Raw genomic sequence first — 25,599 nt, forward strand, 5'->3', positions numbered from 1 at the left:
ATTCACCTCTGCGTCACCACCCGTTGCTCTGCGGTCACGCTGCTGTTCCCAGTGAGGCGGAATGGTTGACGAACATGACCGGACGCCTGCGCGCTCCCCTGCTCCATCCCTCCAGGACGGCTGCCGCGGCCGCGGCGGCCATGGCGGTGAGCGCGTCACTGCTCAGCGGCTGCGGGGCGCTCCCCGGCGGTACGGCGGACTCCTCGAAGGACCCGGTGACCGTCATGACCTGGGCGCCCGAGGGCACCCACGCGACCAATATGCCGGGAATGCCCGCCATGGCGCAGGCGTACGCCCGCTGGATCAACGCGCAGGGCGGCATCAACGGCCACCCCCTCAAGGTCCTCACCTGCAACGACCACAACCGCTCGATCCGCGCGGCCCGCTGCGCCCGCAAGGCCGTCAACGCGAAGGTGGCCGCGGTCGTCGGCTCGTACAGCCAGCACGGCCGGGCGTTCGTCTCCCCGCTCGAAGCGGCCGGGATTCCCTACATCGGCGGCTACGGGATATCCGACGAGGAGTTCAACAGCCCGCTCTCCTACCCCGTCAACGGCGGCCAGGCCACGCTGCTCGCGGGCAGCGGACGGCAGCTCGCCCGCCAGTGCGAGCGCGTCTCGCTGGTCCGCCCCGACACCATCGCGGGCGACCAGCTGCCCGGACTGCTCAACTCCGGCCTCGTACAGGGCGAACGCTCGCCCGCCAAGGACGTACGCGCCCCCGAGGACGCGACCGAGTACACCCGGCAGGCCCAGCTCGCCCTGAGCGGCGTGGGCGCGGACTCCGACCGCCTCGGGACGCCGGGCTACAACGCGAAGGCGGCGGGCGGCTGCGTCACGGCCGCTCTCGGGGACCGCACGGACACCTTCTTCGACTCCTTCCGGCGGCTCCAGCGCGACAACCACCAGGTCGGCATCGCCTCGATCGTCGGCAGCATCCAGCAGTCCCTGGTGGACCGTACGGGCGGCAAGGCCAGCCCGCTGGAGGGCGCGCTCGCCACCAGCTGGTACCCGGCGGCGGACGACGCCCGCTGGTCGCCGATGCGCAAGGTCATCCGCGAACAGGCCTTCAGCGACAACCGCGTCGACCCCGCGGACCCCGGCGTCCAGACGACCTGGATCGCCTACACCGCGCTCCGCCAGGTCATCGAGTCGCTCGGCGACGACGAGATCTCCCCGCGGACCATCTCGCAGGCTCTCGACCGCGGCACGACGGTGGACACCGGCGGGCTGACCCCCACCCTGAGCTGGCGGCACGGCGACATGCTCGCGGTCCAGGACTTCCCCCGGATCGTCAACGCGATGGTCACCTTCCAGGTCGTACGGAACGGCCAACTGGTCGCCGTACGGAAGGGTTCCGTGAACGTCGGCGAGACGCTGGAGGAGCACCGCCAGGAAGGGTGAGCGTGCGGGAGGGGCTACGGGCGGGACTGCGGCGGGACTGAACTCGCCTCAGCCCGCCCCCTGCTGGCCCCGTCCCCTGCTGGCTGCGCCCCGCTCAGAGCTGCGTCTTCTCGCGCTTCGTCAGGTTGTACTGAGCAGCGATGGCGTTCCACAGCTTGGACGCCTGGTCCTTGGCCAGCGTCGCCTCGCCGCTCGCCCGGTTGCCCGCGGCGGTCTGCGGCGTGAGCCGGGCTTTGCCCTTGTGGCAGCCCTTCTTGCGGGCCACCTGGCCGGCCCAGGCCGCGTAGTGGTTGTCGGCCGAAGCGGACGACTTCCAGGCCTTGTTCAGCGCGGCGGTGAGCGCCGCGTGATCGGCCAGCTTGTCGACGGAGACGGTGCTCAACCGCGTCACCAGGCCGTTGCGCTGCTTCGCCGCCTCGCGCAGGTCCTTCGCCGCACCGGCCAGATTCGTGCAGCTCTTGGTGTCCTGGACCGCGCCGATGACCGAATCACGGCTGTTGTTGCTGTCCTTGAGCAGCGCGTCGAGCGCTACGGCCTGCTTCTTCGCCGGGTCGACGGCGGGCTTGTCCGGCTTCTCGTCGGCACCGCCCGCAGTGGCGGCGGCGCCCGGATCCTTGTCCTCGGACTTGTCGTCCCCGCCCGAGGTGAGCGCGGCCCCGGCGGCCAGCCCGGCCAGCGTGCACCCCGCCACGACGATGGCGATGAGGGCGATCGGGGACATCTTGCGCTTACGGTCCGCACCGCGCCGCGCGGCCCGCCCCTGCGGCTCATACGCCTCCGGGGCGGCCTGCTGCCCGTACGCCCCGGGAGCCGGCTGCGGCTGCGCCGGCTGCCCGTACGGGGGCTGCTGCGGCGGCTGGCGCGGCTGCTGTGCCTGGCGCGGCGGCTGGGGCTGTTGCTGACGCGGCTGCTGCGAGCCCGCAGTCGCCGGGTCGAAGCGCGGCATCTGCTGGGTGGCGGCCGGCCCCTCGGGCTCCTCCGGGGCCTCCGCCTTGAACAGCCCGTCGAACTCGGCGGGCGGCGGCCGGTCGCCGGGCATGCCGGGCCGTATCCCGAACGGTGCGGCGGCGGGCCGCGGCGGGTCCACCTCGGGCGGCATCCCGCGCCGGGAACCGGAGTTCTCCGGCGGGAGAGCGGCGGTGTACGGGGGAGGCTGCTGGGATCCCTGTGACTGCGGAGACCCTTGTGACTGTGGGGACACCTGGGGTGGAACGGGCCCGTGCGACGGAATGGGAGAGATCAACTGAGTTGCCTCAGCGCCGCTTTCGGGCGGCAGCGGGCTCGCCTGACCACCGGCCGAAGGCCCCGCCCGGTGCGCCCCGGGCACGGGCTGCATCATCTGCGTCGACTCGGAGTCCGACTCGGGCCGCCCCTGCTGGGCGCCCCACGGCGCGGGCACCGGGTTCTGCTGCCCGTACGACTGCCCCATCGGCGGCATCGGAGCCGAGCCGAAGGGCGGGATGAGCTGCGTGGCGTCGGAGTCCTGGGCCGCCGGTATCGGCGGGAGCATCTGCGTTTCGTCGGCGGCGGACATCTGCGGCGGCGGCATGTGGGGGTGCGGCTGCTGTGTCTGGGGCTGCTGTGTTTGGGGCGGGGGCATCTGGGGCGGAGGCGTCTGTGGCTGCGGCATCTGGGCCGGCGGCGGCGTGTAGTCCTGCCTGCCGTAGCCCTGGCTCTGGCCCTGGCTCTGGCCCTGCCCCTGCCCCTGCCCCTGCTGGCCATGGTTCTGTCCGGGGTCCTGCTGGCCGTACCCCAGCTGGCCGTATCCCTGCTGACTGTGGCCCTGCTGGCCTTCGTACGTGTAGCCCGGCTGGGCCTGGGGCTGCTGCTGGGCTGCGTGCGGCTGCGCCGGGGGTTGGGCCGGCTGATAGCCCTGCGGCAGCTGGCCTGACGGCATCTGCGCCTGGGGTATCGGCCCCGGCCCCTGGCCGTAATCCTGGCCGTAGCCCTCCTGGCCGTATCCCGGCTGGCTCTGCCCTTGCTGGCTCTGCCCCGGCTGGCTCTGCCCTTGCTGGCCGTAGCCCTGCTGCTGCCCGTATCCCTGCTGGCCGGGCGCTTGCTGCCCGTACCCCTGCTGCCCGTATCCCTGCTGGCCGGGCAGCGGCTGCCCGTACCCGTCGCTCTGTCCTCGGCCCTGCGGCAGCGGAAGAGGCTGCGAAGCGGGCGGGAGCGGCAACTGGGCGGGGATCAACGGGAAGGGGGACGCGGGGAGCGGCGTCAGCTCTCCGGGCGGGCCGGGAGTCGCCGTTCCGGCGTCCGGTCCCCAGGGTTGCCCCCACGGCTGCCCGGAGGCAGGCGCGGCCTGCTGATCGGGTACCCACGGCTCGCCGTGAGCGGGCAGCACGACGCCCTCGTGGGCGGGCTGGACCGCAGGTATCTGCGGGTCGTGGCCCTGTCCGCTGTGCGTCACCGGGACTCCTATTTATGCCGACCTTAAGGAACCGTCGGCCCACGCTACCGGGTCTCCGCACCGCTCAACCACGCTCACGTTCCGCGTTCCCGGAACCATCCACTCCGCATCAGGACATTCCCCCTGCCCCTCCAGCGCCCCGACCAGCCCAATCAGCAAGATCCACCCGCACTGCGGCCCGCCCGGACACCCCGCCCGGACACCCCGGCCGGGCGGACGAGCGGACCGGACAGCGGGACAGCCAGGCCGGATGAACAGACCGGGCAGCCAGACCGGGCAGCCATGCCGAGGGCGGGGTGGCCGCCGGCCAAACCCGGCAGCCACCCCGCCATCGGACCGCACGCTGTCGGACCCCGCGCTCTCAGGCCACGCGTCCGCAGCCCGCGCGCGCTCAGGAGCCCGCGCTCCGTCAGGCCGCGGCGACCTCCATCCGCGCCCCGAACTCCCGCACCACCGGCTCGTCCTGGTACGGCTCCAGGCGCTCCCTGAAGTCCTCCAGGTACTCCGCGCCCCGGTTCGAGCGCAGCCCGCTCAGCAGTTCCACCGCCTGCGTCCCCGTGTGGCACGCCTGCTCCACTTCCCGTTGCTGAACCTGCGCCGTCGCCAGCAGCACCAGCCCGATCGCCCGGCGTCGCACCCGCGTCTCCGGGTGCCCCGCGAGGGCTTCCTCCGCGCGGCGGCGCGCGGGCTCCGGCTGGCCGAGGTCCCGGTGGCAGTGCGCCAGTTCATCCGCGAGGTACGCCTCGTCGAAGTGCGAGATCCACACCGGGTCGTCGCCCTCGTCCGACGCGGCCTGCGCCCGCTCCATCGCCGCCGTCGCCCGCCCGGCCAGCACCTGGAACGCCCGTACGTCACCCATCAGCGCGTGCCCGCGCGCCTCCGCCGCACAGAACATCGCCTCCGCGCGCGGGGTGACCCTTCCGCGCGCCCCCTCCTGCGCGGCCCGCGCCAGCTGGGCGATCTCCCGCGGATTGCCCAGCTGGGCGGCGAGATGACTCATGCTCGCAGCGAGCACATAGCCGCCGTACCCACGGTCGCCCGCGGCCTGCGCCAGCCGGAGCGCCTGGATGTAATAGCGCTGCGCCAGCCCCGGCTGGCCGGTGTCGACGGCCATGTAGCCCGCGAGTTCCGTCAACCTCGCGACCGTGGCGAAGAGATCACGCCCCACGGCCTCGCGGTACGAGCCGGCGAGCAGCCCGGAGACGACGCTGTTGAGGTAGTGCACCACCACAGGGCGGACGTGCCCGCTCCCGTACTGGTGGTCCAGCGCGACGAGGGCGCTCGTCGTCGCCCGGACCGCGTCGACGTCGGACGGGCCGACCCGCGAACCCGCCGTACGGGCCACCTGGGTGTCCGCGCCGGTGATGAGCCAGTCGCGGCTGGGCTCGACGAGCGCCGACGAGGCGACCGTCGAGCCGCTCAGGAAGTCGCGCCGCCCCACGTCGCTGCGCCACAACTCGCAGACCTGCTCGATCGCGCCGACCACGGTGGGCGAGAACTGCAGCCCCACGCCGGACGCGAGGTTCTTGCCGTTGGCCATGCCGATCTCGTCGATCGTGACCGTACGGCCCAACTTGCGGCCCAGCGCCTCCGCGATGATGGCCGGCGCGCGACCGCGTGGCTGCTGGCCGCGCAGCCAGCGCGCGACGGACGTCTTGTCATAGCGCAGATCGAGCCCGTGCTCGATACCGCACATATTGACGCGTCGGGCCAAACCGGCGTTGGAACAGGCGGCTTCCTGGATGAGCGCCTGGAGTCGCTCGTTCGGCTGGCGTGCCACCAACGGCCTTGCGGCCATGTCGGACCCCCTAAGGATGCGGTGCGTTCACCGGGAACGCTGTCCCCAGTGATCATTGCCTTCTCAGTGGCTAGAAATGCAGAAGTTTCCTGCTATACCCGTCGCGTCACTCGATGCGGTGTTTCCGGATCGGGTGTTAACGATCCGGTGTCAGCGGGTCAGTGCGGTGCGCTGTGCTGTTCACGGAGTGCTGTTCAGTTCATGCCGTGCTGCTCATGCCGTGCTGCTCAGTGCGTTCTCCGAGGGCCGGACCTCTGGCCGGCAGCCTGTCGGCGGCCGCGTGGCGACCCCGTTACGCAGGGGCTACCCACCGATTACGCCGAGTCCTCATGCGCGCCCCCGCATCTGCATCCATGCGCCCCACATGGCGGAACGATGCGCCCGTGTCCGACCGAGCCCCTGGCCGTAACCCTTGGTGACAAGCGGAGTTGAGTTCTGCGTGGAAGAGACCCTCGGAGTCACAGCAGCCCCGCAGATCCCCAAGCAGCGCGGCGAGCAGCTGCTCGACACTGCGGTGCGTTACGCAGAAGAGCGGCATTGGGACGTGTTTCCCGGCACCTCGTTGGAAGAACACGGAGGCAGTGCGCCCCTCTGTTCGTGCGAGGCGGCCGACTGCCCCGTACCCGGCGCGCACCCCACCCGGCCGGACTGGGCGACCCAGGCCACCGGCAGCGCGGTGGCCGCCCGCCGCCTGTGGGCCAAGAGCCCCAATGCCTCGATCCTGCTGCCCACCGGCCGTACCTTCGACGCGATCGACGTCTCCGAGACGGCGGGCTGCCTCGCGCTGGCGCGCATGGAGCGGATGGACATCACGCTCGGGCCGATCAGCTGCACCCCGAACCGGCGGATGATCTTCTTCGTGCTGCCCGGCGCGGCCGTGAAGGTGCCCGACCTGATCCGCAAGGTCGGCTGGCCTCCCGCCACGATCGACCTGGTCACCCGGGGCGAGGGCGATTACGTGGTCGCCCCGCCGAGCCGTATGGGCACGCACGGTTCGGTGCAGTGGGCCCGCCGGCCCACCGCCGCCAACCGCTGGCTGCCGGACGCCGAGGAACTGATCAGCCCGCTCGCGTACGCCTGCGGCCGGGAAGCGGCGGCGGCCCGCGCGCGCTGAGGCCGAGCCGAGGAACTGAACAGCCCGCTCCCGTACGCCCGCTCCCGTACGCCGCCGGGAGCGGCGGCGGCCCGCGCGCTGAGGCCGAAGCGCCGGCCCGCGCCCGGGGATGAACCCCGTGCGCCGCGTGGTGAGCCGCGTGCGCCCCCGGCGAAACCGCTCCGCCTCCGGCTGCGCCCCCGTAACCAGGCCACCCGTATCGTGGGCCGCTGGACGGGGGCGCAACCGTTCCCGCGCGAGACGGGCGAGAGGCAGCACCAGTGGCACGGGACCGCGAGCACACCGACGCGACGGGCGAGGCGACCAGCGGGGCGGCGGGCGGGGCGATAGGCGACGCCGTCGCGGATACCGGCAGCACGGGCAGCACGGGCACCACGGGCACCACGAGCAGCAGCAGCGGCGGCGCCCCCGAAGCGACCGAAGCCGAAGCCCTGCCCACCCCCACCCCCGCCGTATCCGTACGCGGCCTCTGGAAGCGGTTCGGCGAGCAGGTCGCCGTCGCCGGGATCGATCTGGAGCTGCCCGCCGGGCAGTTCATCGGCATCGTCGGTCCGAACGGCGCCGGGAAGACCACCACGCTCTCCATGGTGACCGGCCTGCTGCGGCCCGACTCCGGGCAGGTCGTGATCGGCGGGCACGACGTCTGGCGGGACCCGGTCGCGGTCAAGTCGCGGATCGGCGTGCTGCCGGAGGGGCTGCGGCTCTTCGAGCGGCTGTCGGGCCGGGAACTCCTCGCGTACACCGGACGGCTGCGCGGCCTGCCGGGCGACGTCGTCGACCAGCGCGCCACCCAACTCCTCGACGTACTGGACCTGAGCGGCGCTCAGCACAAGCTGGTGGTCGACTACTCGACCGGCATGCGCAAGAAGATCGGGCTGGCGGCGGCGCTGCTGCACAACCCGGAAGTGCTGTTCCTGGACGAGCCGTTCGAGGGCGTGGACCCGGTGTCGGCGCAGACCATCCGCGGGGTGCTGGAGCGGTACACCGGCTCCGGTGCGACGGTCGTCTTCTCCAGCCATGTGATGGAGTTGGTGGAGAGCCTGTGCGACTGGGTCGCGGTGATGGCCGCCGGCCGCATCCGCGCACAGGGGCCGCTCGCGGACGTACGGGGTTCGGCCTCGTCGCTCCAGGAGGCCTTCCTCGAACTGGTCGGCGCGCATGACCGCGAGGCCGGGCAGACCCTCGACTGGCTGGGCGGCGGCGCCCGATGACCACCTCGCCGCACCCCCGCCCCGCCCCGCTCCTGGACCCCGTCCCGGTGACCGCCCCGGTGACCGCGACCATGCTCACCCCCGCCGCCTCGACCGCCGTCTTCGTCCGGCTGAAACTGGCGCTGCTGCGCAACGGCCTGCGTCAGTCCGCCGGCCGCAAGGCCGCCTACATCGCGTCCGTCGTCGCGACGCTGCTGGTGGCCGCGCTGCAACTGCTCGGCCTGATCGCGTTGCGCGGCAACGAACACGCCGCCGCGCTGGTCACCCTGCTGGCCGCGATCCTCGCCCTGGGCTGGGCCGTGATGCCGCTGTTCTTCCCGAGCGGCGACGAGACGCTGGACCCGACGCGGCTGGTGATGCTCCCGCTGCGCGCCGATTCGCTGATCGTCTCGCTGCTGGTCGCCTCACTCGTCGGCATCGGCCCGCTGTTCACCTTCGCGCTCGTCGTCGGCTCGGTCATCGCCGTGGCGCACGGTGTGGGCGCGGCGGTCGTCGGCGTGCTCGCCGCGCTGCTGACCGTGCTGGTCTGCGTGGCGCTGGCGCGCGCCGTCGCGACCGCCAACATCCGGCTGCTGACCAGCCGCAAGGGCCGCGACCTCGCGCTGCTCAGCGGCCTGATCATCGCCGTCGGCGCCCAGTTCGTGAACATCGCCGTGACGAAACTGTCCGGCCCCGAAGGGCTGTCGGTGCTGCAACCCGCCGCCGACGTGCTGCGCTGGGTGCCGCCCGCCGCCTCGATCGACGCCGTACGGGCCGCGAGCGAAGGCTCGTACGGGATCGCCGCGCTCCAACTCGCCCTGACGGCGGCGGCGCTCGTGCTGCTGCTGTGGTGGTGGCAGCGGAGCCTGACGAAGCTGATGACCTCCCCCGACTCCTCCACGCTGGCCGCCGCCGGCAAGCCGGACAAAGCGCGCGCCGCACTCCGCAGCGACGGCAGGGCCAGCGGCCTCGCCCGGCTGCTGCCCGCCGGCCGCACCGGCACGGTGTCGGAGCGCACGCTGCGCTACGCCTGGCGGGACCCCAAGGCGAAGGCCGCGTATGCGACCTCGCTGGCCATCGGGCTGCTGCTGCCGATCGTCAGCGCGGTGCAGGGCGGCGGCAGCGTCTACACGGGCTGCTGGGCGGCCGGACTGCTCGGCATACAGATGTACAACCAGTTCGGGCAGGACGGCTCGGCGTTCTGGATGGTCGCCTCGACGATCTCCTCGCCGCGCGACGCCTACCTCGAACTCCGGGGCCGCGTACTGGCCCTCGCGCTGGTCGCGGTGCCGTACGTGCTGCTGGTCATGATCGGCTCGGCGGCGCTGCTGCACCAGTGGAAGGCGTTCCCCGAGGCGCTCGGGCTGTCCCTCGGCCTGCTCGGCGCGCTGCTCGCGACGGGCGCGCTCGCCTCCGCACTCGTCCCGTACTCGATCCCGCAGGACAGCGGCTACAAGAACGTCGCGCCGGGGCAGGCCGGTCTCGCCTGGATCAGCATCCTGGGCGGCATGCTCACGGGCGCGGTGCTGTGCACGCCGCTGCTGGGCCTGACCATCTGGATGCACATCGCCGGCGCGCACGACTGGCTGTGGCTGGTGCTTCCGCTGGGCGCCGCGTACGGCCTGGGCATCACCCACCTCGGCCTCCGGCTCGCGGCCCCACGCACCGCCGCCCGGCTGCCGGAGATCCTGACGGCGGTCAGCAAGGGCTGAGCCGTACGCCCCGCATGCCCGCGCCCCGCATGCCCGCCGCACATCGTGGCGGGCATGCGGGGGTGCGGGGGTGCGGGGGTGCGTGCAGCCCACTCCCCGCCTCAGGCCGGGAGCACCCCCTCCAGAAAGGGTTCGACCGCCTCGCGCCAGCCGTCGGGCTGGTCCCACGGCACCAGGTGACTCGCGTCGGAAACCTCGGCGTAGACGCCCTGCGGGAGCACCCGCACCATCTCCTGCGCCTCCGCGCGCCCCAACTCGCCGTCCAGCCCGCGCACCACCAGCGTCGGGCAGCTGACCTGCGCGAGCTCCTCCCAGTGCGCGTCGTGCACCCAGGTCTCGCGGGCCATGAGCATCTGCCGACGGGAGAAGACCGGGCGCCAGCCGTCCGCGCGTTCGGCCATCACCTCGGCGTAGAACTCGCCTCGGGCGGGCCGGGGGCGCTCCAGGGTCGGGTCGTCCTCACCGAACCACTTCCGTACGTCCGCGAGCGTGGCGAAGGGCACCGGCCAGGACTTGAACCAGTCCGCCCACTCCCGCTGCGAGGCCGCTCCCAGCGCCGAGGCCCGCATGTCGCAGATGATCAGGGCCTGTACGAGGTCGGGGCGGCGGGCGGCGAGCTGCCAGGCCGTGAGCGCGCCCATGGCGTGACCGATGAGGGTGACGGGGGCCGCGCCGAGCTGCTCGACGGCGGCCTCGGCGTCGGCGACGTACGCGTCCCGGTCGAACGGGCCGTCGGCGGGTTTGTCGCTGCGCCCGTGGCCCCGCTGGTCGAGCGCGACGGCACGGTGCCGCGCGCCGAGCCAACGGGCGGTGCCGGACCAGTGCGAGGCCCTGCCCATCAGTCCGTGCAGTAACAGGATGCCGGGCGCCCGCTCGCCCTCCCGACCGTCCTTGGGCGGATCTGCGAACTCCCAGGCGACCAGCCGCACGCCGTCGGCTCCGGTCACGTCGATGCGTCGCACCATGTGTCCTGGCACCTCCATTCGGTCCTCGAACAGCCCCACACTATCGAACCCCTATTCGAATACACCGTCCTCGGGCACAACACCCCTCGTTCGAGTGACGCCGTTCCAGGGTTGACCGGCTCAGCCGAGGGGAGACATCGACCGGGAGGCGGACCTTTCGGGGAAGAAGGTCCGCGCGTGGCGACCCTGAGAGCTCGGGGCTCCGGGTCGGCACGGGGGGACATGGGGAGGCGGGGCCCCGGCGATGAACAGCGCCGGGGCCCTCGCTGTCGGCAGCCAAACCGACAAAAAACCAACCCCACGGACTCACGAGAGTCCCCTCCCCCGACCTGGAGGGCGCGCGGACCGGGCCTCGAAACCACCCCAGCCTCGGCCGCAGGCCATCTGTGCATGTGGGCATATGCGTCAGCGACAGGGTCGCATGCCGATGGCGCAGGCGCTCGTATTCCGCCAACTCCGATACGGAATGAGCCTGTTCGTATAGCTCGCGCGGACCGCCCGGTTCACCGAGGAGCCGCGCGGCCGTCGCCCACCGGAACATCAAATTCACACACGCGTGCACATGCTCCCTGGCGGGCGGGGCAACAGCCTCCCGCCCGAAGGACGCGTAACCCCGGGGGTACCTCCCGGACGGGGCCCGGGGGAAAACCTGCCGGTCACGGCACTACCGCTTGGCGACGAACACATGCGAGGCGACGTCCGCCGACAGCTCGGCGGCCTCGCCGCTGCTGCCGATCAGGATTCCGCCGGCCGATTCCGTCACGCTGACGACCGAGCCCGGCTGCACCCCGGCCCGGCGCAGGGTGTACATCAGCTGCGCGTCCGTCTGGATGGGCTCGCCGATGCGGCGCACGACCACGGTCTTGCCTTCGGTGCCCGGGTCGAGGTCGACCAGGCTGACCATGCCCTCGTTCAGGAACGGGTCCGCCTCGACCTTCTCGCCCAGCTCCTCCAGCCCGGGGATCGGGTTGCCGTACGGCGACTCGGTCGGGTGCCGGAGCAGTTCCAGCACGCGGCGCTCCACCGCCTCGCTCATGACGTGCTCCCAGCGGCAGGCCTCCGCGTGCACCTGCTCCCACTCCAGGCCGATCACGTCGACCAGCAGGCACTCGGCGAGCCGGTGCTTGCGCATCACGCGGGTCGCCAGCCGGCGGCCCTCCTCGGTGAACTCCAGGTGCCGGTCGCCCGCGACCGCGACCAGGCCGTCGCGTTCCATCCGCGCCACTGTCTGGCTGACCGTCGGGCCGCTCTGATCGAGCCGCTCCGCGATCCGGGCGCGCATCGGGACCACACCTTCCTCTTCGAGCTCCAGGATGGTGCGGAGATACATCTCCGTGGTGTCGATCAGTCCGGACATGCGTGCCCCTCGATAAGTCGTGCGGTGGCCCCGCACCCAATTCTGACGCATCCCACGGACAACCGTGTCCCGCCGACTCCCCGCCGTCTTGACAGCCCACTGGTCCAGACCGCAACGTGATCCGCGCCACCCCTGTTTTCAGCCCCGATGACACCCCGCATCCACCCAGGAACGCACTGACGGAAGGCACCCGCAGCGATGAGCGAGAGCAAGCTGGCCGGGCAGTACTTCGACGCCGCCATCGATCTGCTCCGGCAGGTCCGCGACGCGGAAGCCGAGAACATCGGCACCGCCGGCGACATGATCGCCGAGACCGTGGAGGCGGGCGGCCGGCTCTTCGCGTTCGGCGCCGGCCACTCCTCGCTCGCCGCCCAGGACATCGTCTACCGCGCGGGCGGCCTGGCCCTGATGAACCTGCTGGCCGTCCCCGGGGTGGTGGGCGTGGACGTCATGCCGGCCACCCTCGGCAGCGCCCTGGAGCGGGTGAACGGGCTGGCCGGGGCCGTCCTCGACACCAGCCCCGCGCGGTCCGGCGACGTCTTGATCATCATCTCGCTGTCCGGCCGCAACTCACTGCCGGTGGAGATGGCGATGAACGCGCGCGCCCTGGGGCTGAAGGTCATCGGCGTGACCTCCGTCGCCTACGCCGACGGCACCAAATCGCGGCACCCCTCCGGTACGTACCTCAAGGACCACTGCGACCTCGTGCTGGACAGCAAGATCCCGGTCGGCGACGCGGAGCTGACCGTGGAGGGCATCGACGCCCCGTTCGCCCCCGCCTCGACCGTCGTCACCAGCGCTCTGCTGCAAGCCGTCATGGCGACGGCTGCCGGCGCGCTCGCCGCGCGCGGCATCGACCCGCCGCTGTTGCGTTCCGGCAATGTCGATGGGGGCCATGAGTGGAACGGCCGGGTGATGACGGAGTACCGCGACCGGATCTTCTTCCGGCATTAGCGCGTGGCCTGACGGCATCGGCCCGGCGCGTCAGCCCGCCGCCCGGCGCGTCACCCCTCCGCCCGGAACGCCACCCGGAGCGTCAGCCCGCCCCCCGAAACGCCACCCGGACCGTCAGCCCGCCGCCCGGACTCGCCGTAGCCGTGGCCCTTGCCCCGTGCGCGCGGGCGATCGAGGCGACGATAGACAGGCCCAGCCCCGCCCCCTCGCCCGGCGCGTGCCGCCGCTCCCGCACACGTCGGAACGGCTCGAAGAGGTGCGGTACGGCCTCGGGCGGCACACCCGGGCCGGTGTTCGAGACCTCCAGGCCGTACGGGCCGACCCCGACCCATACGGTGCCGCCCGGGTGGTTGTAGCGGATCGCGTTGCCGACCAGGTTGTGGACGAGATGGTCCAGCAGCACGGCGTCGCCCTGCACGGTCAGCGGGCGCACCGAGGTCTCGACGGTGAGCCCGCGCTCCGCCGCCTCCTGAGCGAGCGCGTCCGTCACCGTCACAGCGATCTCGTCGAGCGCGGTCGGCATCGGCCGTTGCAGCCCCTGGTCGCTGACCGACAACAGCAGCAGGCCCTCGATGAGGTGCTCGCTGTCGTCGGCGACCTCGATCAGCTTGTCCCTGATCCGGGCGACCCGCCGAGGGTCCGGCTCGCCCGCGAGGCCGATCTCGGCGGCGGCCCGCTGTACCGCGAGCGGCGTGCGCAGCTCATGCGCGGCATTGGCCGCGAAGCGCTGTTGCGCCGAGACCAGCTGTTCTATCCGGCCCAGCATCGCGTCGAAGGTGTCGGCCAGCTCCTTCAGCTCGCCCGGCGGGGCCTTGAGGCCGATGCGCTCGTGGAGGTTCTCGCCGGACAGCCGCCGCGCGCTCGCGGTGATCACCCCGACGGGCCGCAGCACCCGCCCGGCCATCCACCACGCCAGCGCGACGGACACCAGGGCGAAGACGAGCAGCGCGACGCCCGAGACGGTCAGCAGGCTGTTCAGCGCGGCGTGCTCGGCGGCGTCGCTGGCGTTCCGGGTCACCCTCTTCAGTGCCACGCCGTCGAACGTCATCCCTTGGGACACCGACGGGTCGCCCGGCCGCACCGGGGACGGCGGGTACGGGGACGGCGGGTACGCAGATGACGGGTCCGGGTACGCCGGGGACGAATACGCCGGGCCCGGGTACCCCGGGGACGAGTACGGCGGAGGGAGCGTCGCGGCGGGCGGCTCGGCCGTGCGCCCGGTGGAGTACCCCGGCGAGGGCTCGGTGGGAAGCAGGTAAGGCGGCCGGTCGAGGGGGCCGTACGGCTCCGTGGGCCGGGACGAGCCGAACTGCTGCGCGGGCACGGCCGTGGTGACGGCCGAGTTGATGTTGGAGTACAGGCCCTGCCTGACCAGCACATAGACCACCGTCATCAGGATCGCCCCGGCCAGCACGAGCAGCCCGCCGTACAGCGCGGTCAGCCGCGCGCGCTCCCCTCGCGGCAGCAGCCGCCGCCAGCCGGTCATGGTCCTGGTCATCCGTGGTCACCCATGCGCTCGGTCCCCGTACGGCCGGTCCCGCCCCCGATCCGGTACCCCGCCCCCGGCACCGTCTCCACCACGGCCGGCTCGCCGAGCTTGGCGCGCAGCTTGCTCAGGACGACCCGGACCGCGTTGGTGCGGTAGCTGGTGTTCTCCGCCCAGACCTGCTCGATGAGGTCCTCGCCGCTCACGACCGCGCCCTCGGCCCTCATCAGCACCTCCAGCACGGCGAACTCCTTGCGGGACAGCGCCAGATAACGCCCGTCCCGGCCCGCCTGCCGCCGTGCGGTGTCCAGCACGAGGCCCGCCCGTTCGATGACCGGGGGCAACGCGGGGCGGGCGCGGCGGCCCAGCGCCAGCACCCGGGCGAGCAGTTCGTCGTACGCGAACGGCTTGGTCAGGTAGTCGTCCGCGCCCAGCCCCAGGCCCGCGACCCGCTCCCGTACGGTCCCGGCGGCGGTGAGCATCAGGACGCGGGTGAGCAGCCGCTGCTCGACGACGCGGCGGCACACCTCGTCCCCGTGGATGTGCGGCAGATCGCGGTCGAGCACCAGCACGTCGTAGTCGCCCAGCTGAAGCTTGCGCAGCGCCTCTACGCCGTCCGGGGCGATGTCGACCGCGATCGCATCGCGGCGCAGCCCCTCGGCGATCATCTCGGCGAGGAATTCCTCGTCCTCCACTACCAGCACTCGCATGGGCCCTGTGTACCCGAAGTGGACCTTTCGCCGATGTAAGCGACTCCGTTGAGAGAAACGAAATGCCGCTCCTCGGCACGCTCTCGTAGGCAACCGGACCACGTAGGCAACCGGACCGCATCGGCAAATGGGAGAACGTCCATGAAAACCCTGAAGCCCCACGCGCGCAGCGCCGCCATAGCCGGCGGCTTCGTCGCACTCGCCCTGTTCACCTCGGCCTGCTCGGGCTCCTCCGGCGGGTCCGACAGCGGTGACGGCGGAGGCGGCGGCGGCAGCAGCAGCGGCAAGGGCAAGGGCAAGCAGAGTGACCAGGCGCTGAAGCACCGCAAGTGTCTGCGCGAGAACGGGCTCGACGTGCCGGACCCCAAGCCGGGCCAGGACAACCGGGGGATCGCCATCAACGGCGACGGCATGAGCAAGGAAAAGATGGAGAAGGCCATGAAGGCCTGCCGGAGCAAGGCGCCCGGCGGCGGCGGAAAGATCACGCAGGCCGACAAGGACAAGGCGCTGAAATTCGCGCGGTGCATGCGCAAGAACGGCGTCGACATGCCGGACCCCGAGTTCAGCGGCGGGGGCGGCTCGGTCAAGGCCAGGCCGATGCCGAAGGGCGCCGCGCAGAAGAAGTTCGAAAAGGCCAACAAGGCCTGCGAGAGCGTCACCCGGTGAAGCGCCGCAGAGTCGTCATCGCCGCCGTGGTGATCCTCGCCGTGGCGGGCGGCGGTGTCGCGGTCACCGCGCTCGCGGCCCCGGACAAGCAGGGGGTACGGCGGGACTCGGGCCTCCCCCCTGCCACCGCCCCGCTCCAGCGCGGCGACCTCAGCGACAGCACCCAGGCCGAGGGCACCCTCGGCTACGCCAAGGAGCGCAAGCTCAACGCGGGCGCCGCCGGCATGCTGACCTGGGTCAGCGGCAGCGGCTCCACGGCCGGCCGCGACGACCGGCTGTACGAGGTCGACGGCAAGCCGGTACGGCTGATGTACGGCACCGCGCCGATGTACCGGACGCTCAAGACCGGCGACAAGGGCGACGACGTCGAGCAGCTGGAGGCCAACCTCCGCGACCTCGGCTACGGCGGCTGGCTCACCGTCGACGGGACGTACACCTCCGGCACCGCCGACGCGGTCAAGCGCTGGCAGAAGGCGCACGACCTGCCGCAGACCGGCCGCACCGGCATGGACCAGATCGCCTTCTCCTCAGGCCCGGTACGGATCAAGGCGACCGGCGCGGCCGTCGGCGACCAGGTGGCCCCCGGCAACCCGGTGCTGACCACCACCGGCTCGCAGCGCGTCGTGCAGTTCGCCCTCGACGTCGCCGAGGGCAAGCTCGCGAAGACCGGCACCAAGGTGACCGTCTCGCTGCCGGACGGCAGCACCGCGCGGGGCAAAGTCTCCGCCGTCGGCAAGACCGCCAAGCCGGGCAGCGATCCGCAGGACAAGACGCCGAAGATCAACATCACCGTCGCCTTCGACGACCCGGCCGAGGTCAAGGGCTTCGACCAGTCCCCCGTCACCGTCAACCTCACCGGCGAGACCCGTGAGGACGTGCTCTCCGTACCCGTCAACGCCCTGCTGGCGCTGCCCGGCGGCGGCTTCGGCCTCCAGGTCGTCGCACACGGCAAGGCCCGCGAGGTCAAGGTCGAGCTGGGCATCTTCGGTCAGGGCCGGGTCGAGGTCACCGGCAGCGGGCTGCGCGCGGGCATGAAGGTCGGGGTGCCGTCCGTATGACGGATATAAGCGATCTGGGCGAGATGAGCGACCCGGGAGCCCGCCACACTGATGTTGCCCGGGCTGACGCTGCCCAGGCTCACGTTGCCCGGGCTGATGCCGTCGTCGAACTGCTGGGTGTCACCAAGGAGTACCCGGGCGGCGTCGCCGCGCTGCGCGGGGTGGATCTCCGGATCGAGCAGCGCGAACTGCTCGCCATCGTCGGCCCGTCCGGCTCCGGCAAGTCCACCCTGCTGCACATCGTCGGCACCCTGGACCGCCCCACGGTCGGCACGGTCGCCATCGCGGGCCACGACGTCGCCACGCTGACCGACCGCAAACTGTCCGCGCTCAGGGCCCAGCACGTCGGCTTCGTCTTCCAGGCGTTCCACCTCGTGCCCGGCCTCAGCGCGCGCGACAACGTCGCCGAGGGGCTGCTCTACTCCGGGCTGCCGCGCGCGGAGCGCCGTAAGCGCGCCGCCGTCGCGCTGGACCGGGTCGGTCTCGCGGACCGGATGAGACACCAGCCGCACGAGCTGTCCGGCGGCCAGAAACAGCGGGTCGCCATCGCCCGCGCGGTCGTCGGCGAGCCGGACCTGCTGCTCGCCGACGAGCCGACCGGAGCGCTGGACTCCGCCTCGGGCGCGGCCGTCATGGAACTGCTCCACGACCTCAACCGGGAGGGCGCGACCATCGCGGTCATCACGCACGACGCCGAGATAGCCGACCAACTGCCCCGGCAGGTACGCATTCGGGACGGCCGGATCGTCGCGGACGGACGTGCCGACGGGCGGCTGGACGGGCGGCTGGACGGGCAGGCGTACGAGCGGCTGGCCGCGCGCGCCGGAACGGCTGACGTGGAGTCCGCCGCAGGCAGCGCCGCCGGGGCTGATGCCTCATGAATCCGCTTCAGGAGGAGCCGGGGGGCGCATCCGGGAAGCGCACGCGCTCCCTGCGTTCCCGCTCGCGCCCCCACTCGCGGCTCGTCCCGGCCCGGCTGAGTGTCCGCGACGTGCTGCATGTCGGGTCGGCCGGGCTGCGCAGCCGTCCGATGCGCGTCGTGCTGTCCGCGCTGGGGATCGCGATCGGCATCGCGACGATGATCGCCGTGGTGGGGATCTCGTCCTCCAGCAAGGCGCAGCTCATGCGGCAGTTGGACCGGCTGGGCACCAACATGCTCGTGGTGAGCCCCGGCGAGGGGATGTTCACCGGTGAGGACGTCAAGCTCCCAAAGGACGCGGTCGGCATGATCGGCCGGATCGAGGGCGTCGAACAGGTGGGCGCCACCGCCGACTTGAAGCAGTCGGTCCGGCGTTCGGAGAAGATCTCCGAGGACGAGACCGGCGGCATCACCGCCAAGGCCACCACCGAGGAACTGCTCAAGACCCTGCGCGGCCGGGTCGACCGGGGCAGCTGGCTCAACCGGGCCACCGGCCGCTACCCGTCGGTCGTGCTGGGGCACGTCGCCGCGCAGCGCCTAGGCATCACCGCGCCCGGCCAGCAGATCTACCTCGGCGACCGCTACTTCACCGTCGCGGGAATCCTCGACAAGCTGCCGCTCGCGCCCGAGATCGAGCGCTCGGCCCTGGTCGGCTGGACCGGAGCCCAACGGCTGCTCGGCTTCGACGGCCACCCCACCGCCGTCTACGAACGGTCCAGCGACGCGACGGTGAGCGCCGTCCGCAAGGTGATCGGCTCGACGGCCAACCCGGAGAACCCGCAGAACGTCGAGGTGACCGACCCCTCCTCGGCCCTCCAGGCCAAGGCCGCCACCGAGGGCGCGTTCACTGACCTGCTGCTCGGGCTGGGCGGCGTGGCGCTGCTCGTCGGCGGCGTCGGGGTCGCCAACACCATGATCATCTCGGTGCTGGAACGCCGCTACGAGATCGGCCTCCGCCGCTCCTTCGGCGCGACCCGCGGCCAGGTCCGGATCCAGTTCGTCACGGAGTCGCTGCTGCTGTCCGGCCTGGGCGGGGTGGCGGGCGTCATCCTCGGCTCCCTCGCCACGGGGGTCTTCGCGACGGCGGGCGGGCTGCCGTGGGTGGTGCCGCCCTGGGCGGTGGCCGGCGGCTTCGGGGCGACGCTGGTGATCGGCACGGTCGCGGGGTTGTATCCGGCTGTACGGGCTGCGCGGCTGCCGCCGACGTTGGCGTTGTTGGCGGTGTAGTGGGCTCGGCGCGGTGGGCTCGGCTCGCGGTGGGCTCCGCCCGGCCGGTGGACGGTGTCCTCAATCGGCCGGGGGCACCTCCCGGCCGAAGGCTGGGGGAGGGCTGGGGGAGCACTGGGGGAAGGCTGAATTCAGCCCGTCGGGGGCACCCCCGGACGAACTCCGGCGGAGGTTGAGGACAGCGCCAAGTCGAGCGCCGCCGCGACCCGGACCGCGACGTCCTCCGCGTACACCGCGTCCGAACGGTCGAACGCGCGGCGGGTCGGGCCGCGTAAGAAGGTCGCCACACCCAAGGTCCGGCCCCGGCTGCGCAGCACCACGCACAGCCCGTACACCGTGCCGTACGGCCATTTCCGCGCCGCCGCCCAGCCCCCGGGATCAGCCGGAGGGGCGGCGGCAGCGGCTGCGCCGGCGTCAGTCCCCGCGCCCGCGCCGGCGTCAGTCCCCGCGCCCGCGCCGGCGTCAGTTTCCGTGCTGCCCGCAGAGCCCCCGTCGGCGGAGCCGGCGCCGGCCCCGGATCCGCTGCCCGCCCTCGCCGTCGTCGTCGTCGGGCTCGCCGCCCGTACCGAGCCGCAGCGTTCGACCGCCAGGAGGGCCGGGTGCCCGTCCGGGTAGCGCAGGGGGATGCCGGTCGATTCGATCGGCAGGCACGGGCCCGGCGAGCCGACCGGCGTCGCCGCGGCCCGTACGAGCCGGAGCGGGCCCTCGGCGCTGTCCGCCGCATCCCCCAGCGCGGCCCCGGCAGCCGCGTCGGCGTCCGGCACCGGGGAGCGCGGCTCATCCGCAGCCGGTGGTGCGGCTTCCGCCTGCGCCGTCACGTCCGCCGCCGACTCCGCGAACACCAAGTCGATCAGCGCATGGTCGGCGAAGCCCACCAGCGCGAAGTCCAGATAGACCGTGGCCGCTTCCATCGGGTCCTCGCACTCCGCGGCGGAACGCCCCGCCCGGTACAGCTGATTGCCCCGGAAGCGCAGTTGGGAGCCCTGCTGCTCGATCCCCTTGACCTCGGTCACGTCGTGGAAGAACCAGCTCACCCCCAGCGGCACCGGCTCCTCGGCGAGCGGAGAGGCGAGCCGCAGGAAACTGCTGCGCCAACAACGCCGTCGCCCCACCCCGCCGACACCACCAGACCCACCGGACCCACCCGCCTCACCACCCCCGCCGTCATCCCGCAGCGTCACCCACAGCTCGATCGGGGCGGGTGGCGCGCCCTGCGCCAATACATGCTGGAGGGCGCTCTCCAGCTCCTCGACGCCCTGGTCGAGCAGTTCCCCCAGGGGGCGCCCGAGCAGCTTCGTGCGCCCCGCGCCGAGCGCGCGCGCCGCGAAGGCGTTGACCACCGCGGGACGCAGATCGGCGTCCACGAGCACCACGCCCCAGGACGCGTCCTCGAACAAAGCCTCGCTGAGCGCGATCGAACGCTCCAGGTCGATCTGCGTGTGCACCTCGCTGAACGCGCAGTACACGCCCGCCGGTCGGCCGTCCGCGCCCCGTACGCCCGCCGATTGGGTACGGACCAGTACCCGGCCGCCGTCCTTCGTGAGCAGCGCGAACTCGTGCACCTGGCGGCCGGGGGCGTGCATCGCGCCGAGCAGCCGCGCCTGCACCTCGTCGGCGTCGGCGCTGCGCACCGCCCAGCCCGCCAGGCCCGGCCTGCCGACCGCTTCCTTCGCCGACCAGCCGAGGATGTGCTCGGCCTCGCGATTCCAGTGGGTGACGACCCCCTCGGCGTCGAACGCGCACAGCGCGGCGTCCATGCCGTCGAGGAGCGCGGCCAGCAGATCGGAGTCGTCACCGTCCGATGGAGCGGAATGAGTGGCGCCGGAACGCTGGGAAGGAGTCACAGCACACCCCTTGCTGGACGCGGCTGAACCTGCGGCATGTCAGGCATCTCTCGCACGTTTCCCACGTCGGATCATTGAACTCGAACGTGACCCAGCCCACACCGCATTCGCCGAAATCTTTGCCGCTCATAAATTCGCTTGTGACGCCCGGGGCCGATTCCTAAGCTATTGAGCACACGAGAAGGGAGGTGGTTCGGCAGATGTTTACAACCCGGACGCGTGAGGTGACTGCGGGCTGACGGCCCGTCGTCGCGCTCTTGCGCAGCGCCGCGCCAGCGTGCGATCCAGGTACGCAGCCGGCCAATCCCCATGCAGTCACCCGACCCGCGGGCTCGCCGATTCGTCCGATCGGCCCGTCGACGCCGCACGGCGCCGAGGGAGCAGGCCCGCGGGTCGCCTGCTGCCCGCCCTGGCCAAGGGCCCAGGGGCAGCCCCACCAGCGGCTACGGGCAGAGCCGCTCGATCCGCCAGGCGGCAGCGACCGTGAGGTCGACCGCCTCGTCGGCCCCCGCGCCCGCCCCGGTTCCGGCCGTTTCCTCCCGTACGTAGCGGAGCCGGTCGTGCAGCCGGTTGTCGCGGCCCTGCCAGAACTCCATGGAGTCCGGCACGACCCGGAAGCCGCCCCAGTGCGGTGGCGCCGGGACCTGCTCGCCCTCCGGGTAACGGACGACCAGCTCCTCGTACGCCCGGTCCAGCTCGGCCCGTGAGGCGACGACCGTCGACTGCGCGCTCGCCCACGCGCCGAGCTGCGAGCCATGCGGACGGCCGCGGAAGTACGCGGCCGTCTCATCGCGGCCGATGCGCTCCGCCGTGCCGCCGATGATCACCTGGCGGGCGATCGGGTGCCAGGGGAAGAGCAGCGAGATATGGGCGTTCTCCGCGAGATCGCGGCCCTTGCGGGAGGCGTAGTTGGTGAAGAAGACGAAGCCGCGCGCGTCGTACTGCTTCAGCAGCACGGTGCGCGAGCTGGGGCGGCCCGCCGCGTCCGCGGTGGAGACGACCATCGCGTTCGGCTCGTGCAGGCCGCTCTGGCCGGCCTGGGTGAACCAGCGCGCGAACTGTTCGTGCGGGCTGTCCGCGAGATCGCTCTCGTCCAGACCCTCGGCCCGGTACTGGGCGCGCATCGCGGCCGGGTCGAACTGCGGCCCGGGACCTGCCTCGGCCCCGGAGAAGTCGGCCGGCGCGACGGGCGCGGCGGCCCCCGCGGCGCCGGAGGAGGCGAGGGATTCCGCGGCCGGGGACGAAAACGGCGAGTCGGAGGGCGAAGGGGCGGCGGGGCGAGATGAATCGGCTTGTCGCACGTCCACATCTTGCAGCATGGGCCTCTCAGGCCCACACGTCGGGCCCACACGTCCGCCGAGTCTGCCCCCGAGTCGGAGCGGGTAATCCCCCCGGGCTCGATTGGCGCAGTGTGCCGCTTATCACGCTTCCGCGCACCGGCGGAACCCGCCAAAATCATTGGCTGGGGCACTGTGGCCTGCGGACACCGAGAGATATCGTGTCCGACCTATAGCGCCCCGAACGACCCGCACCGAGCCGTACCGAGTCGTACGAGTCGTACTGAGCTATACCGACCGGCACCACACCGCAGCACCACGCACCACACCGCAGCACCCGCACCACTCCGCACCGAGGCGAACCGTCAACACACCCGGTTCGCCCGATCGCAGGACGCGTCCCCCTCGCGGGCCTGCCAACCCGTGGTTGGGTGACCACCGCCCTCGCGGGGCATCACCGGGGTGACCGATACGGACCGCGAGCCGTTTCGTACAGCCGCGTAACCGTCTCGACATCGTGAGACCTTGACACCTTGGTCACAAGCCGCATGTCGACCACATCATGAGGAGCCGCCTGATGTCCGACTTCGTACCCGGACTCGAAGGAGTCGTCGCGTTCGAAACGGAGATCGCCGAACCCGACAAGGAAGGCGGCTCGCTCCGCTATCGGGGCGTAGACATCGAAGATCTGGTGGGCCACGTCTCCTTCGGGAACGTCTGGGGCCTGCTGGTGGACGGTGCCTTCAACCCGGGCCTGCCGCCCGCCGAGCCGTTCCCGATCCCGGTCCATTCCGGTGACATCCGCGTGGACGTCCAGTCCGCGCTCGCCATGCTGGCGCCCGTGTGGGGCCTCAAACCGCTCCTCGACATCGACGAGGCCACCGCGCGCGACAACCTCGCCCGCGCCGCCGTCACCGCCCTCTCGTACGTGGCGCAGTCCGCGCGCGGCCAGGGCCTGCCGATGGTGCCGCAGCGCGAGATCGACAAGGCGCAGTCCGTCGTCGAACGGTTCATGATCCGCTGGCGCGGCGAGCCCGACCCGAAGCACGTCGCCGCCGTCGACGCCTACTGGACGTCGGCCGCCGAGCACGGAATGAACGCCTCCACCTTCACCGCCCGCGTCATCGCCTCGACCGGCGCGGACGTCGCCGCCGCACTGTCCGGCGCGGTGGGCGCCATGTCCGGCCCGCTGCACGGCGGCGCGCCCTCCCGCGTGCTCGGCATGATCGAAGAGATCGAGCGCACCGGCGACGCCAAGGCGTACGTCAAGCAGGCGCTCGACAAGGGCGAGCGCCTGATGGGCTTCGGCCACCGCGTCTACCGCGCGGAGGACCCCCGGGCGCGCGTGCTGCGCCGCACGGCCAAGGAACTCGACGCACCGCGCTACGAGGTCGCCGAGGCCCTGGAACGCGCGGCCCTCGACGAACTGCACGCCCGTCGTCCCGACCGGGTGCTGGCCACGAACGTGGAGTTCTGGGCGGCGATCATCCTCGACTTCGCCGAGGTCCCGGCGCACATGTTCACCTCGATGTTCACCTGCGCCCGCACGGCGGGCTGGTCGGCGCACATCCTGGAACAGAAGCGGACGGGACGCCTCGTACGGCCCTCCGCCCGCTACGTCGGGCCGGGGACGCGGAGCCCGCAGGCGGTCTCGGGGTACGAGGACATCTCGCACTGAGTCGCGCGCGCTGAGCCGCATTGACTCGCGCTGACTCGCGCTGAGCGGGCGGGCTGATCGGGCCGGGGCGGATTCAACCGGTCCGGTCCGGCCCGGACCGCGCGCGTTCATCCCGCCGCATCGAGCGCCGGCGACATCGGCCTGAGCCGCTGTCGCCGGCGCTTCGCGTTGTACGGGCGGGCCGGCTGCCCCGTCAGGCCCACGGCTGCCCGGCCACCCCGTGCTACGGGCTACGGGCTACGGGCTACGGGCTACGGGCTTAGGGGCTACGGGTTAAGGGTTAAGGGTTAGGGGGCTGCGGGGGCTGCGGGCCCCGTAGCTGCTCAACGCCGCGCGCCCAGCGCCCCGTCGAGCAGCCCCGCCCAGTGCGCGATCACGCCCTCGCGCCTCGGGCCGTCGTCCGTCAGCAGGTTGGCTAGGCCCAGGCCGCGCGCCATGTCGAGTACGCCCTGCACGGTCTCCCGGACGCCGGGCGCCCGCTCGTCGGCCCCCAGCAGCTCCACCGCGATGCGGTGGGTCTCCCGGCCGACCCGGGCCTCCAGGTCCGTCACGCGCGGGCGCAGCTGATCCTCGTTCGAGGCGGCCACCCACAGGTGCAGGGCCGCGCGGAACAGCGGCCCTGTGTAGAGCCCGACCAGCGCCTCGACGACGGCTCGCGTCCTGGCCGCCGAACCGGCCGGCGGCAGATCGCGGGCGAGGCCGAGCAGAGCCGCCGAGCGCTCCTCGGCGACGTGTTCCACCGCCGCCGTGAAGAGATCCTCGCGGGTCGGGAAGTGGTGCTGCGCGGCGCCGCGCGAGACGCCCGCGCGCTCCGCCACGACCGTGACGGTGCTCCCGCTCCAGCCGCGTTCCGCGAGGCACGCGACGGCCGCCTCCAGCAGCCCCTGGCGGGTGGCCCGGCTGCGGTCCTGCTTGGGCTCCGTCGCCCTGGCCGCCCGGGCCGGGGCTGCGGCCGACGCGGGCGCTGCGGTTGAAGCGCTGGTCACCTTGGTCCTGGTCACCTTGGTCGTTGCGACCATGCGGGGTCCCGTCGTTCGAGGAAGGCGGTCATGCCCTCCCGGGCCTCCTCGGAGGCGAAAAGGCGTGCGGATTGCTTCGCGAGATCATCGGTGTCCCGGTCGAAGGTACGCAACACCTCGGCGTTGACCAGGCGTTTCGACTCCGCGAGACCCTGCGGTGAGGCCCGCCGCAAGCCGTCCAGGATAGGTGCCAGGGCGGCGGCTGTGCCGTCCGCGCCTTCCTCGGCGGTCGCCAGCGTCACCAGTCCGATCCGGGCCGCCTCGACCGCGTCGAACCGTTCGCCGGTCAGGTAGTAGCGGGCCGCCGCGCGCGGGTCGAGGCGCGGCAGCAGCGGCATCGAGATGACAGCGGGCGCCAGCCCGAGCCGGGACTCCGTGAACGCGAAGCTCGCCCCCGGCCCCGCCACGGAGATGTCGCACGCCCCGAGCAGCCCGAGGCCCCCCGCCCGTACATGCCCGCTGACCATGGCCAGCACCGGCTTGGGCAGCTCGACGATCGTCCGCAACAGCCGCGCGAGCCCGAGCGGCCCGGACACGGGGGCAGCCTCCGGCCCTGCTGTGGATGCCGCCCCCGCGCCCCCGGCCGCGCCGGCCTCCGCCAGGTCCGCGCCCGCGCAGAACGTATTGCCCGTGTGCGTGAGCAGCACCGCTCGGGTGCCGTCGTCCCGCGCGGCTGCCGCCAGCCCCTCGTACAGCTCGGTGACGAGCCGCGCGGACAGCGCGTTGCGGTTGTGCGGGGAGTCGAGCGTCAGCGTACTGATCCCCCGGTCGTCGGCGCGGTGCACGAGGGGCGGGGCATCAGCCATGGTGACGCT

At 72.5% G+C, this 25,599-nt stretch carries 20 protein-coding genes; 10 read left to right on the forward strand and 10 right to left on the reverse strand.

Annotation, left to right across the window (positions count from 1 at the left end; translation table 11 throughout):
- The first annotated feature begins 74 nt into the window (after positions 1-74).
- Positions 75-1,400, forward strand: coding sequence for an ABC transporter substrate-binding protein (locus QMK28_RS10910; protein ID WP_326436872.1), 1,326 nt, complete (start codon positions 75-77; stop codon positions 1,398-1,400).
- Positions 1,401-1,494: 94 nt separating this feature from the next.
- Here the strand turns inward: QMK28_RS10910 and QMK28_RS10915 are convergent, their stop codons facing one another.
- Together QMK28_RS10915 and QMK28_RS10920 are read right to left on the reverse strand one after the other, a co-directional pair.
- Complete coding sequence (locus QMK28_RS10915) at positions 1,495-3,810, reverse strand: hypothetical protein (RefSeq protein WP_326436873.1); 2,316 nt, start codon at positions 3,808-3,810, stop codon at positions 1,495-1,497.
- A 409-nt stretch (positions 3,811-4,219) separates the two neighbouring features.
- Entirely contained in the window at positions 4,220-5,608 is a 1,389-nt protein-coding gene (locus tag QMK28_RS10920; RefSeq protein ID WP_326436874.1) for a transcriptional regulator, read from the reverse strand.
- A gap of 439 nt (positions 5,609-6,047) precedes the next feature.
- Between QMK28_RS10920 and QMK28_RS10925 the strand changes: the two genes are divergently transcribed.
- The 3 genes from QMK28_RS10925 (at position 6,048) to QMK28_RS10935 (ending at position 9,624) form a co-directional block, all read left to right on the forward strand.
- Positions 6,048-6,722: a bifunctional DNA primase/polymerase gene (locus tag QMK28_RS10925; RefSeq protein WP_326436875.1), complete on the forward strand. Its 675-nt coding sequence runs from the start codon at positions 6,048-6,050 to the stop codon at positions 6,720-6,722.
- 431 nt (positions 6,723-7,153) lie between these two features.
- Positions 7,154-7,933, forward strand: coding sequence for an ABC transporter ATP-binding protein (locus QMK28_RS10930; protein ID WP_326436907.1), 780 nt, complete (start codon positions 7,154-7,156; stop codon positions 7,931-7,933).
- A complete protein-coding gene (locus QMK28_RS10935; protein ID WP_443050647.1) occupies positions 7,930-9,624 on the forward strand; it encodes a transporter in 1,695 nt (564 codons plus the stop codon). Before QMK28_RS10930 ends, QMK28_RS10935 begins: the two co-directional genes overlap by 4 nt.
- Positions 9,625-9,725: 101 nt before the next feature.
- Here the strand turns inward: QMK28_RS10935 and QMK28_RS10940 are convergent, their stop codons facing one another.
- Together QMK28_RS10940 and QMK28_RS10945 are read right to left on the reverse strand one after the other, a co-directional pair.
- Positions 9,726-10,589, reverse strand: coding sequence for an alpha/beta fold hydrolase (locus tag QMK28_RS10940; RefSeq protein ID WP_326436876.1), 864 nt, complete (start codon positions 10,587-10,589; stop codon positions 9,726-9,728).
- A 664-nt stretch (positions 10,590-11,253) separates the two neighbouring features.
- On the reverse strand, positions 11,254-11,946 hold the full coding sequence (locus tag QMK28_RS10945) for a metal-dependent transcriptional regulator (RefSeq protein WP_326436877.1): 693 nt from the start codon (positions 11,944-11,946) through the stop codon (positions 11,254-11,256).
- A 198-nt stretch (positions 11,947-12,144) separates the two neighbouring features.
- On the opposite strand from QMK28_RS10945, the gene QMK28_RS10950 reads away from it, so the two are divergent.
- Positions 12,145-12,900, forward strand: coding sequence for an SIS domain-containing protein (locus QMK28_RS10950; RefSeq protein ID WP_326436878.1), 756 nt, complete (start codon positions 12,145-12,147; stop codon positions 12,898-12,900).
- A gap of 82 nt (positions 12,901-12,982) precedes the next feature.
- Here QMK28_RS10950 and QMK28_RS10955 read toward each other — a convergent pair whose 3' ends face one another.
- Positions 12,983-14,398, reverse strand: coding sequence for a sensor histidine kinase (locus tag QMK28_RS10955; RefSeq protein WP_326436879.1), 1,416 nt, complete (start codon positions 14,396-14,398; stop codon positions 12,983-12,985).
- Positions 14,395-15,096 (reverse strand): response regulator transcription factor, encoded by a 702-nt coding sequence (locus tag QMK28_RS10960; protein WP_326436880.1) that lies wholly within the window; start codon positions 15,094-15,096, stop codon positions 14,395-14,397. Before QMK28_RS10960 ends, QMK28_RS10955 begins: the two co-directional genes overlap by 4 nt.
- A 141-nt stretch (positions 15,097-15,237) precedes the next feature.
- Here QMK28_RS10960 and QMK28_RS10965 point away from each other — a divergent pair, with 141 nt between their 5' ends.
- The 4 genes from QMK28_RS10965 (at position 15,238) to QMK28_RS10980 (ending at position 18,966) form a co-directional block, all read left to right on the forward strand.
- Entirely contained in the window at positions 15,238-15,762 is a 525-nt protein-coding gene (locus QMK28_RS10965) for a hypothetical protein (protein WP_326436881.1), read from the forward strand.
- Complete coding sequence (locus QMK28_RS10970) at positions 15,759-16,820, forward strand: peptidoglycan-binding protein (protein WP_326436882.1); 1,062 nt, start codon at positions 15,759-15,761, stop codon at positions 16,818-16,820. Before QMK28_RS10965 ends, QMK28_RS10970 begins: the two co-directional genes overlap by 4 nt.
- Complete coding sequence (locus tag QMK28_RS10975; RefSeq protein WP_326436883.1) at positions 16,817-17,701, forward strand: ABC transporter ATP-binding protein; 885 nt, start codon at positions 16,817-16,819, stop codon at positions 17,699-17,701. Before QMK28_RS10970 ends, QMK28_RS10975 begins: the two co-directional genes overlap by 4 nt.
- A 110-nt stretch (positions 17,702-17,811) precedes the next feature.
- Positions 17,812-18,966 (forward strand): ABC transporter permease, encoded by a 1,155-nt coding sequence (locus QMK28_RS10980; protein WP_443050650.1) that lies wholly within the window; start codon positions 17,812-17,814, stop codon positions 18,964-18,966.
- A 131-nt stretch (positions 18,967-19,097) separates the two neighbouring features.
- On the opposite strand, the gene QMK28_RS10985 is transcribed toward QMK28_RS10980, so the two are convergent.
- Complete coding sequence (locus QMK28_RS10985) at positions 19,098-20,810, reverse strand: PAS domain-containing protein (protein WP_326436884.1); 1,713 nt, start codon at positions 20,808-20,810, stop codon at positions 19,098-19,100.
- A gap of 443 nt (positions 20,811-21,253) precedes the next feature.
- Entirely contained in the window at positions 21,254-21,934 is a 681-nt protein-coding gene (gene pdxH / locus QMK28_RS10990; protein WP_326436910.1) for a pyridoxamine 5'-phosphate oxidase, read from the reverse strand.
- Between the two features lie 730 nt (positions 21,935-22,664).
- Between pdxH and QMK28_RS10995 the strand changes: the two genes are divergently transcribed.
- Positions 22,665-23,765: a citrate synthase 2 gene (locus QMK28_RS10995; RefSeq protein ID WP_326436885.1), complete on the forward strand. Its 1,101-nt coding sequence runs from the start codon at positions 22,665-22,667 to the stop codon at positions 23,763-23,765.
- 323 nt (positions 23,766-24,088) lie between these two features.
- Here QMK28_RS10995 and QMK28_RS11000 read toward each other — a convergent pair whose 3' ends face one another.
- Positions 24,089-24,784, reverse strand: a complete 696-nt coding sequence (locus QMK28_RS11000; RefSeq protein WP_326436886.1) for a TetR/AcrR family transcriptional regulator — start codon at positions 24,782-24,784, stop codon at positions 24,089-24,091.
- A complete protein-coding gene (locus tag QMK28_RS11005; protein WP_326436887.1) occupies positions 24,763-25,590 on the reverse strand; it encodes an enoyl-CoA hydratase family protein in 828 nt (275 codons plus the stop codon). Before QMK28_RS11005 ends, QMK28_RS11000 begins: the two co-directional genes overlap by 22 nt.
- Positions 25,591-25,599 lie beyond the last annotated feature (9 nt).

It is taken from the genome of Streptomyces sp. H27-D2, from assembly GCF_035828615.1.
Classification (GTDB): domain Bacteria; phylum Actinomycetota; class Actinomycetes; order Streptomycetales; family Streptomycetaceae; genus Streptomyces.

What these genes read in the sequence shown, in the direction of transcription:
- QMK28_RS10910 (WP_326436872.1), top strand. Translation starts at nt 75, where the DNA reads ATGACCGGACGCCTGCGCGCTCCCCTGCTCCATCCCTCCAGGACGGCT.
- QMK28_RS10920 (WP_326436874.1), bottom strand. Translation starts at nt 5,608, where the DNA reads ATGGCCGCAAGGCCGTTGGTGGCACGCCAGCCGAACGAGCGACTCCAG.
- QMK28_RS10935 (WP_443050647.1), top strand. Translation starts at nt 7,930, where the DNA reads ATGACCACCTCGCCGCACCCCCGCCCCGCCCCGCTCCTGGACCCCGTC.
- QMK28_RS10940 (WP_326436876.1), bottom strand. Translation starts at nt 10,589, where the DNA reads ATGGTGCGACGCATCGACGTGACCGGAGCCGACGGCGTGCGGCTGGTC.
- QMK28_RS10945 (WP_326436877.1), bottom strand. Translation starts at nt 11,946, where the DNA reads ATGTCCGGACTGATCGACACCACGGAGATGTATCTCCGCACCATCCTG.
- QMK28_RS10950 (WP_326436878.1), top strand. Translation starts at nt 12,145, where the DNA reads ATGAGCGAGAGCAAGCTGGCCGGGCAGTACTTCGACGCCGCCATCGAT.
- QMK28_RS10955 (WP_326436879.1), bottom strand. Translation starts at nt 14,398, where the DNA reads ATGACCAGGACCATGACCGGCTGGCGGCGGCTGCTGCCGCGAGGGGAG.
- QMK28_RS10960 (WP_326436880.1), bottom strand. Translation starts at nt 15,096, where the DNA reads ATGCGAGTGCTGGTAGTGGAGGACGAGGAATTCCTCGCCGAGATGATC.
- QMK28_RS10965 (WP_326436881.1), top strand. Translation starts at nt 15,238, where the DNA reads ATGAAAACCCTGAAGCCCCACGCGCGCAGCGCCGCCATAGCCGGCGGC.
- QMK28_RS10975 (WP_326436883.1), top strand. Translation starts at nt 16,817, where the DNA reads ATGACGGATATAAGCGATCTGGGCGAGATGAGCGACCCGGGAGCCCGC.
- pdxH (WP_326436910.1), bottom strand. Translation starts at nt 21,934, where the DNA reads ATGCGCGCCCAGTACCGGGCCGAGGGTCTGGACGAGAGCGATCTCGCG.
- QMK28_RS10995 (WP_326436885.1), top strand. Translation starts at nt 22,665, where the DNA reads ATGTCCGACTTCGTACCCGGACTCGAAGGAGTCGTCGCGTTCGAAACG.
- QMK28_RS11000 (WP_326436886.1), bottom strand. Translation starts at nt 24,784, where the DNA reads ATGGTCGCAACGACCAAGGTGACCAGGACCAAGGTGACCAGCGCTTCA.
- QMK28_RS11005 (WP_326436887.1), bottom strand. Translation starts at nt 25,590, where the DNA reads ATGGCTGATGCCCCGCCCCTCGTGCACCGCGCCGACGACCGGGGGATC.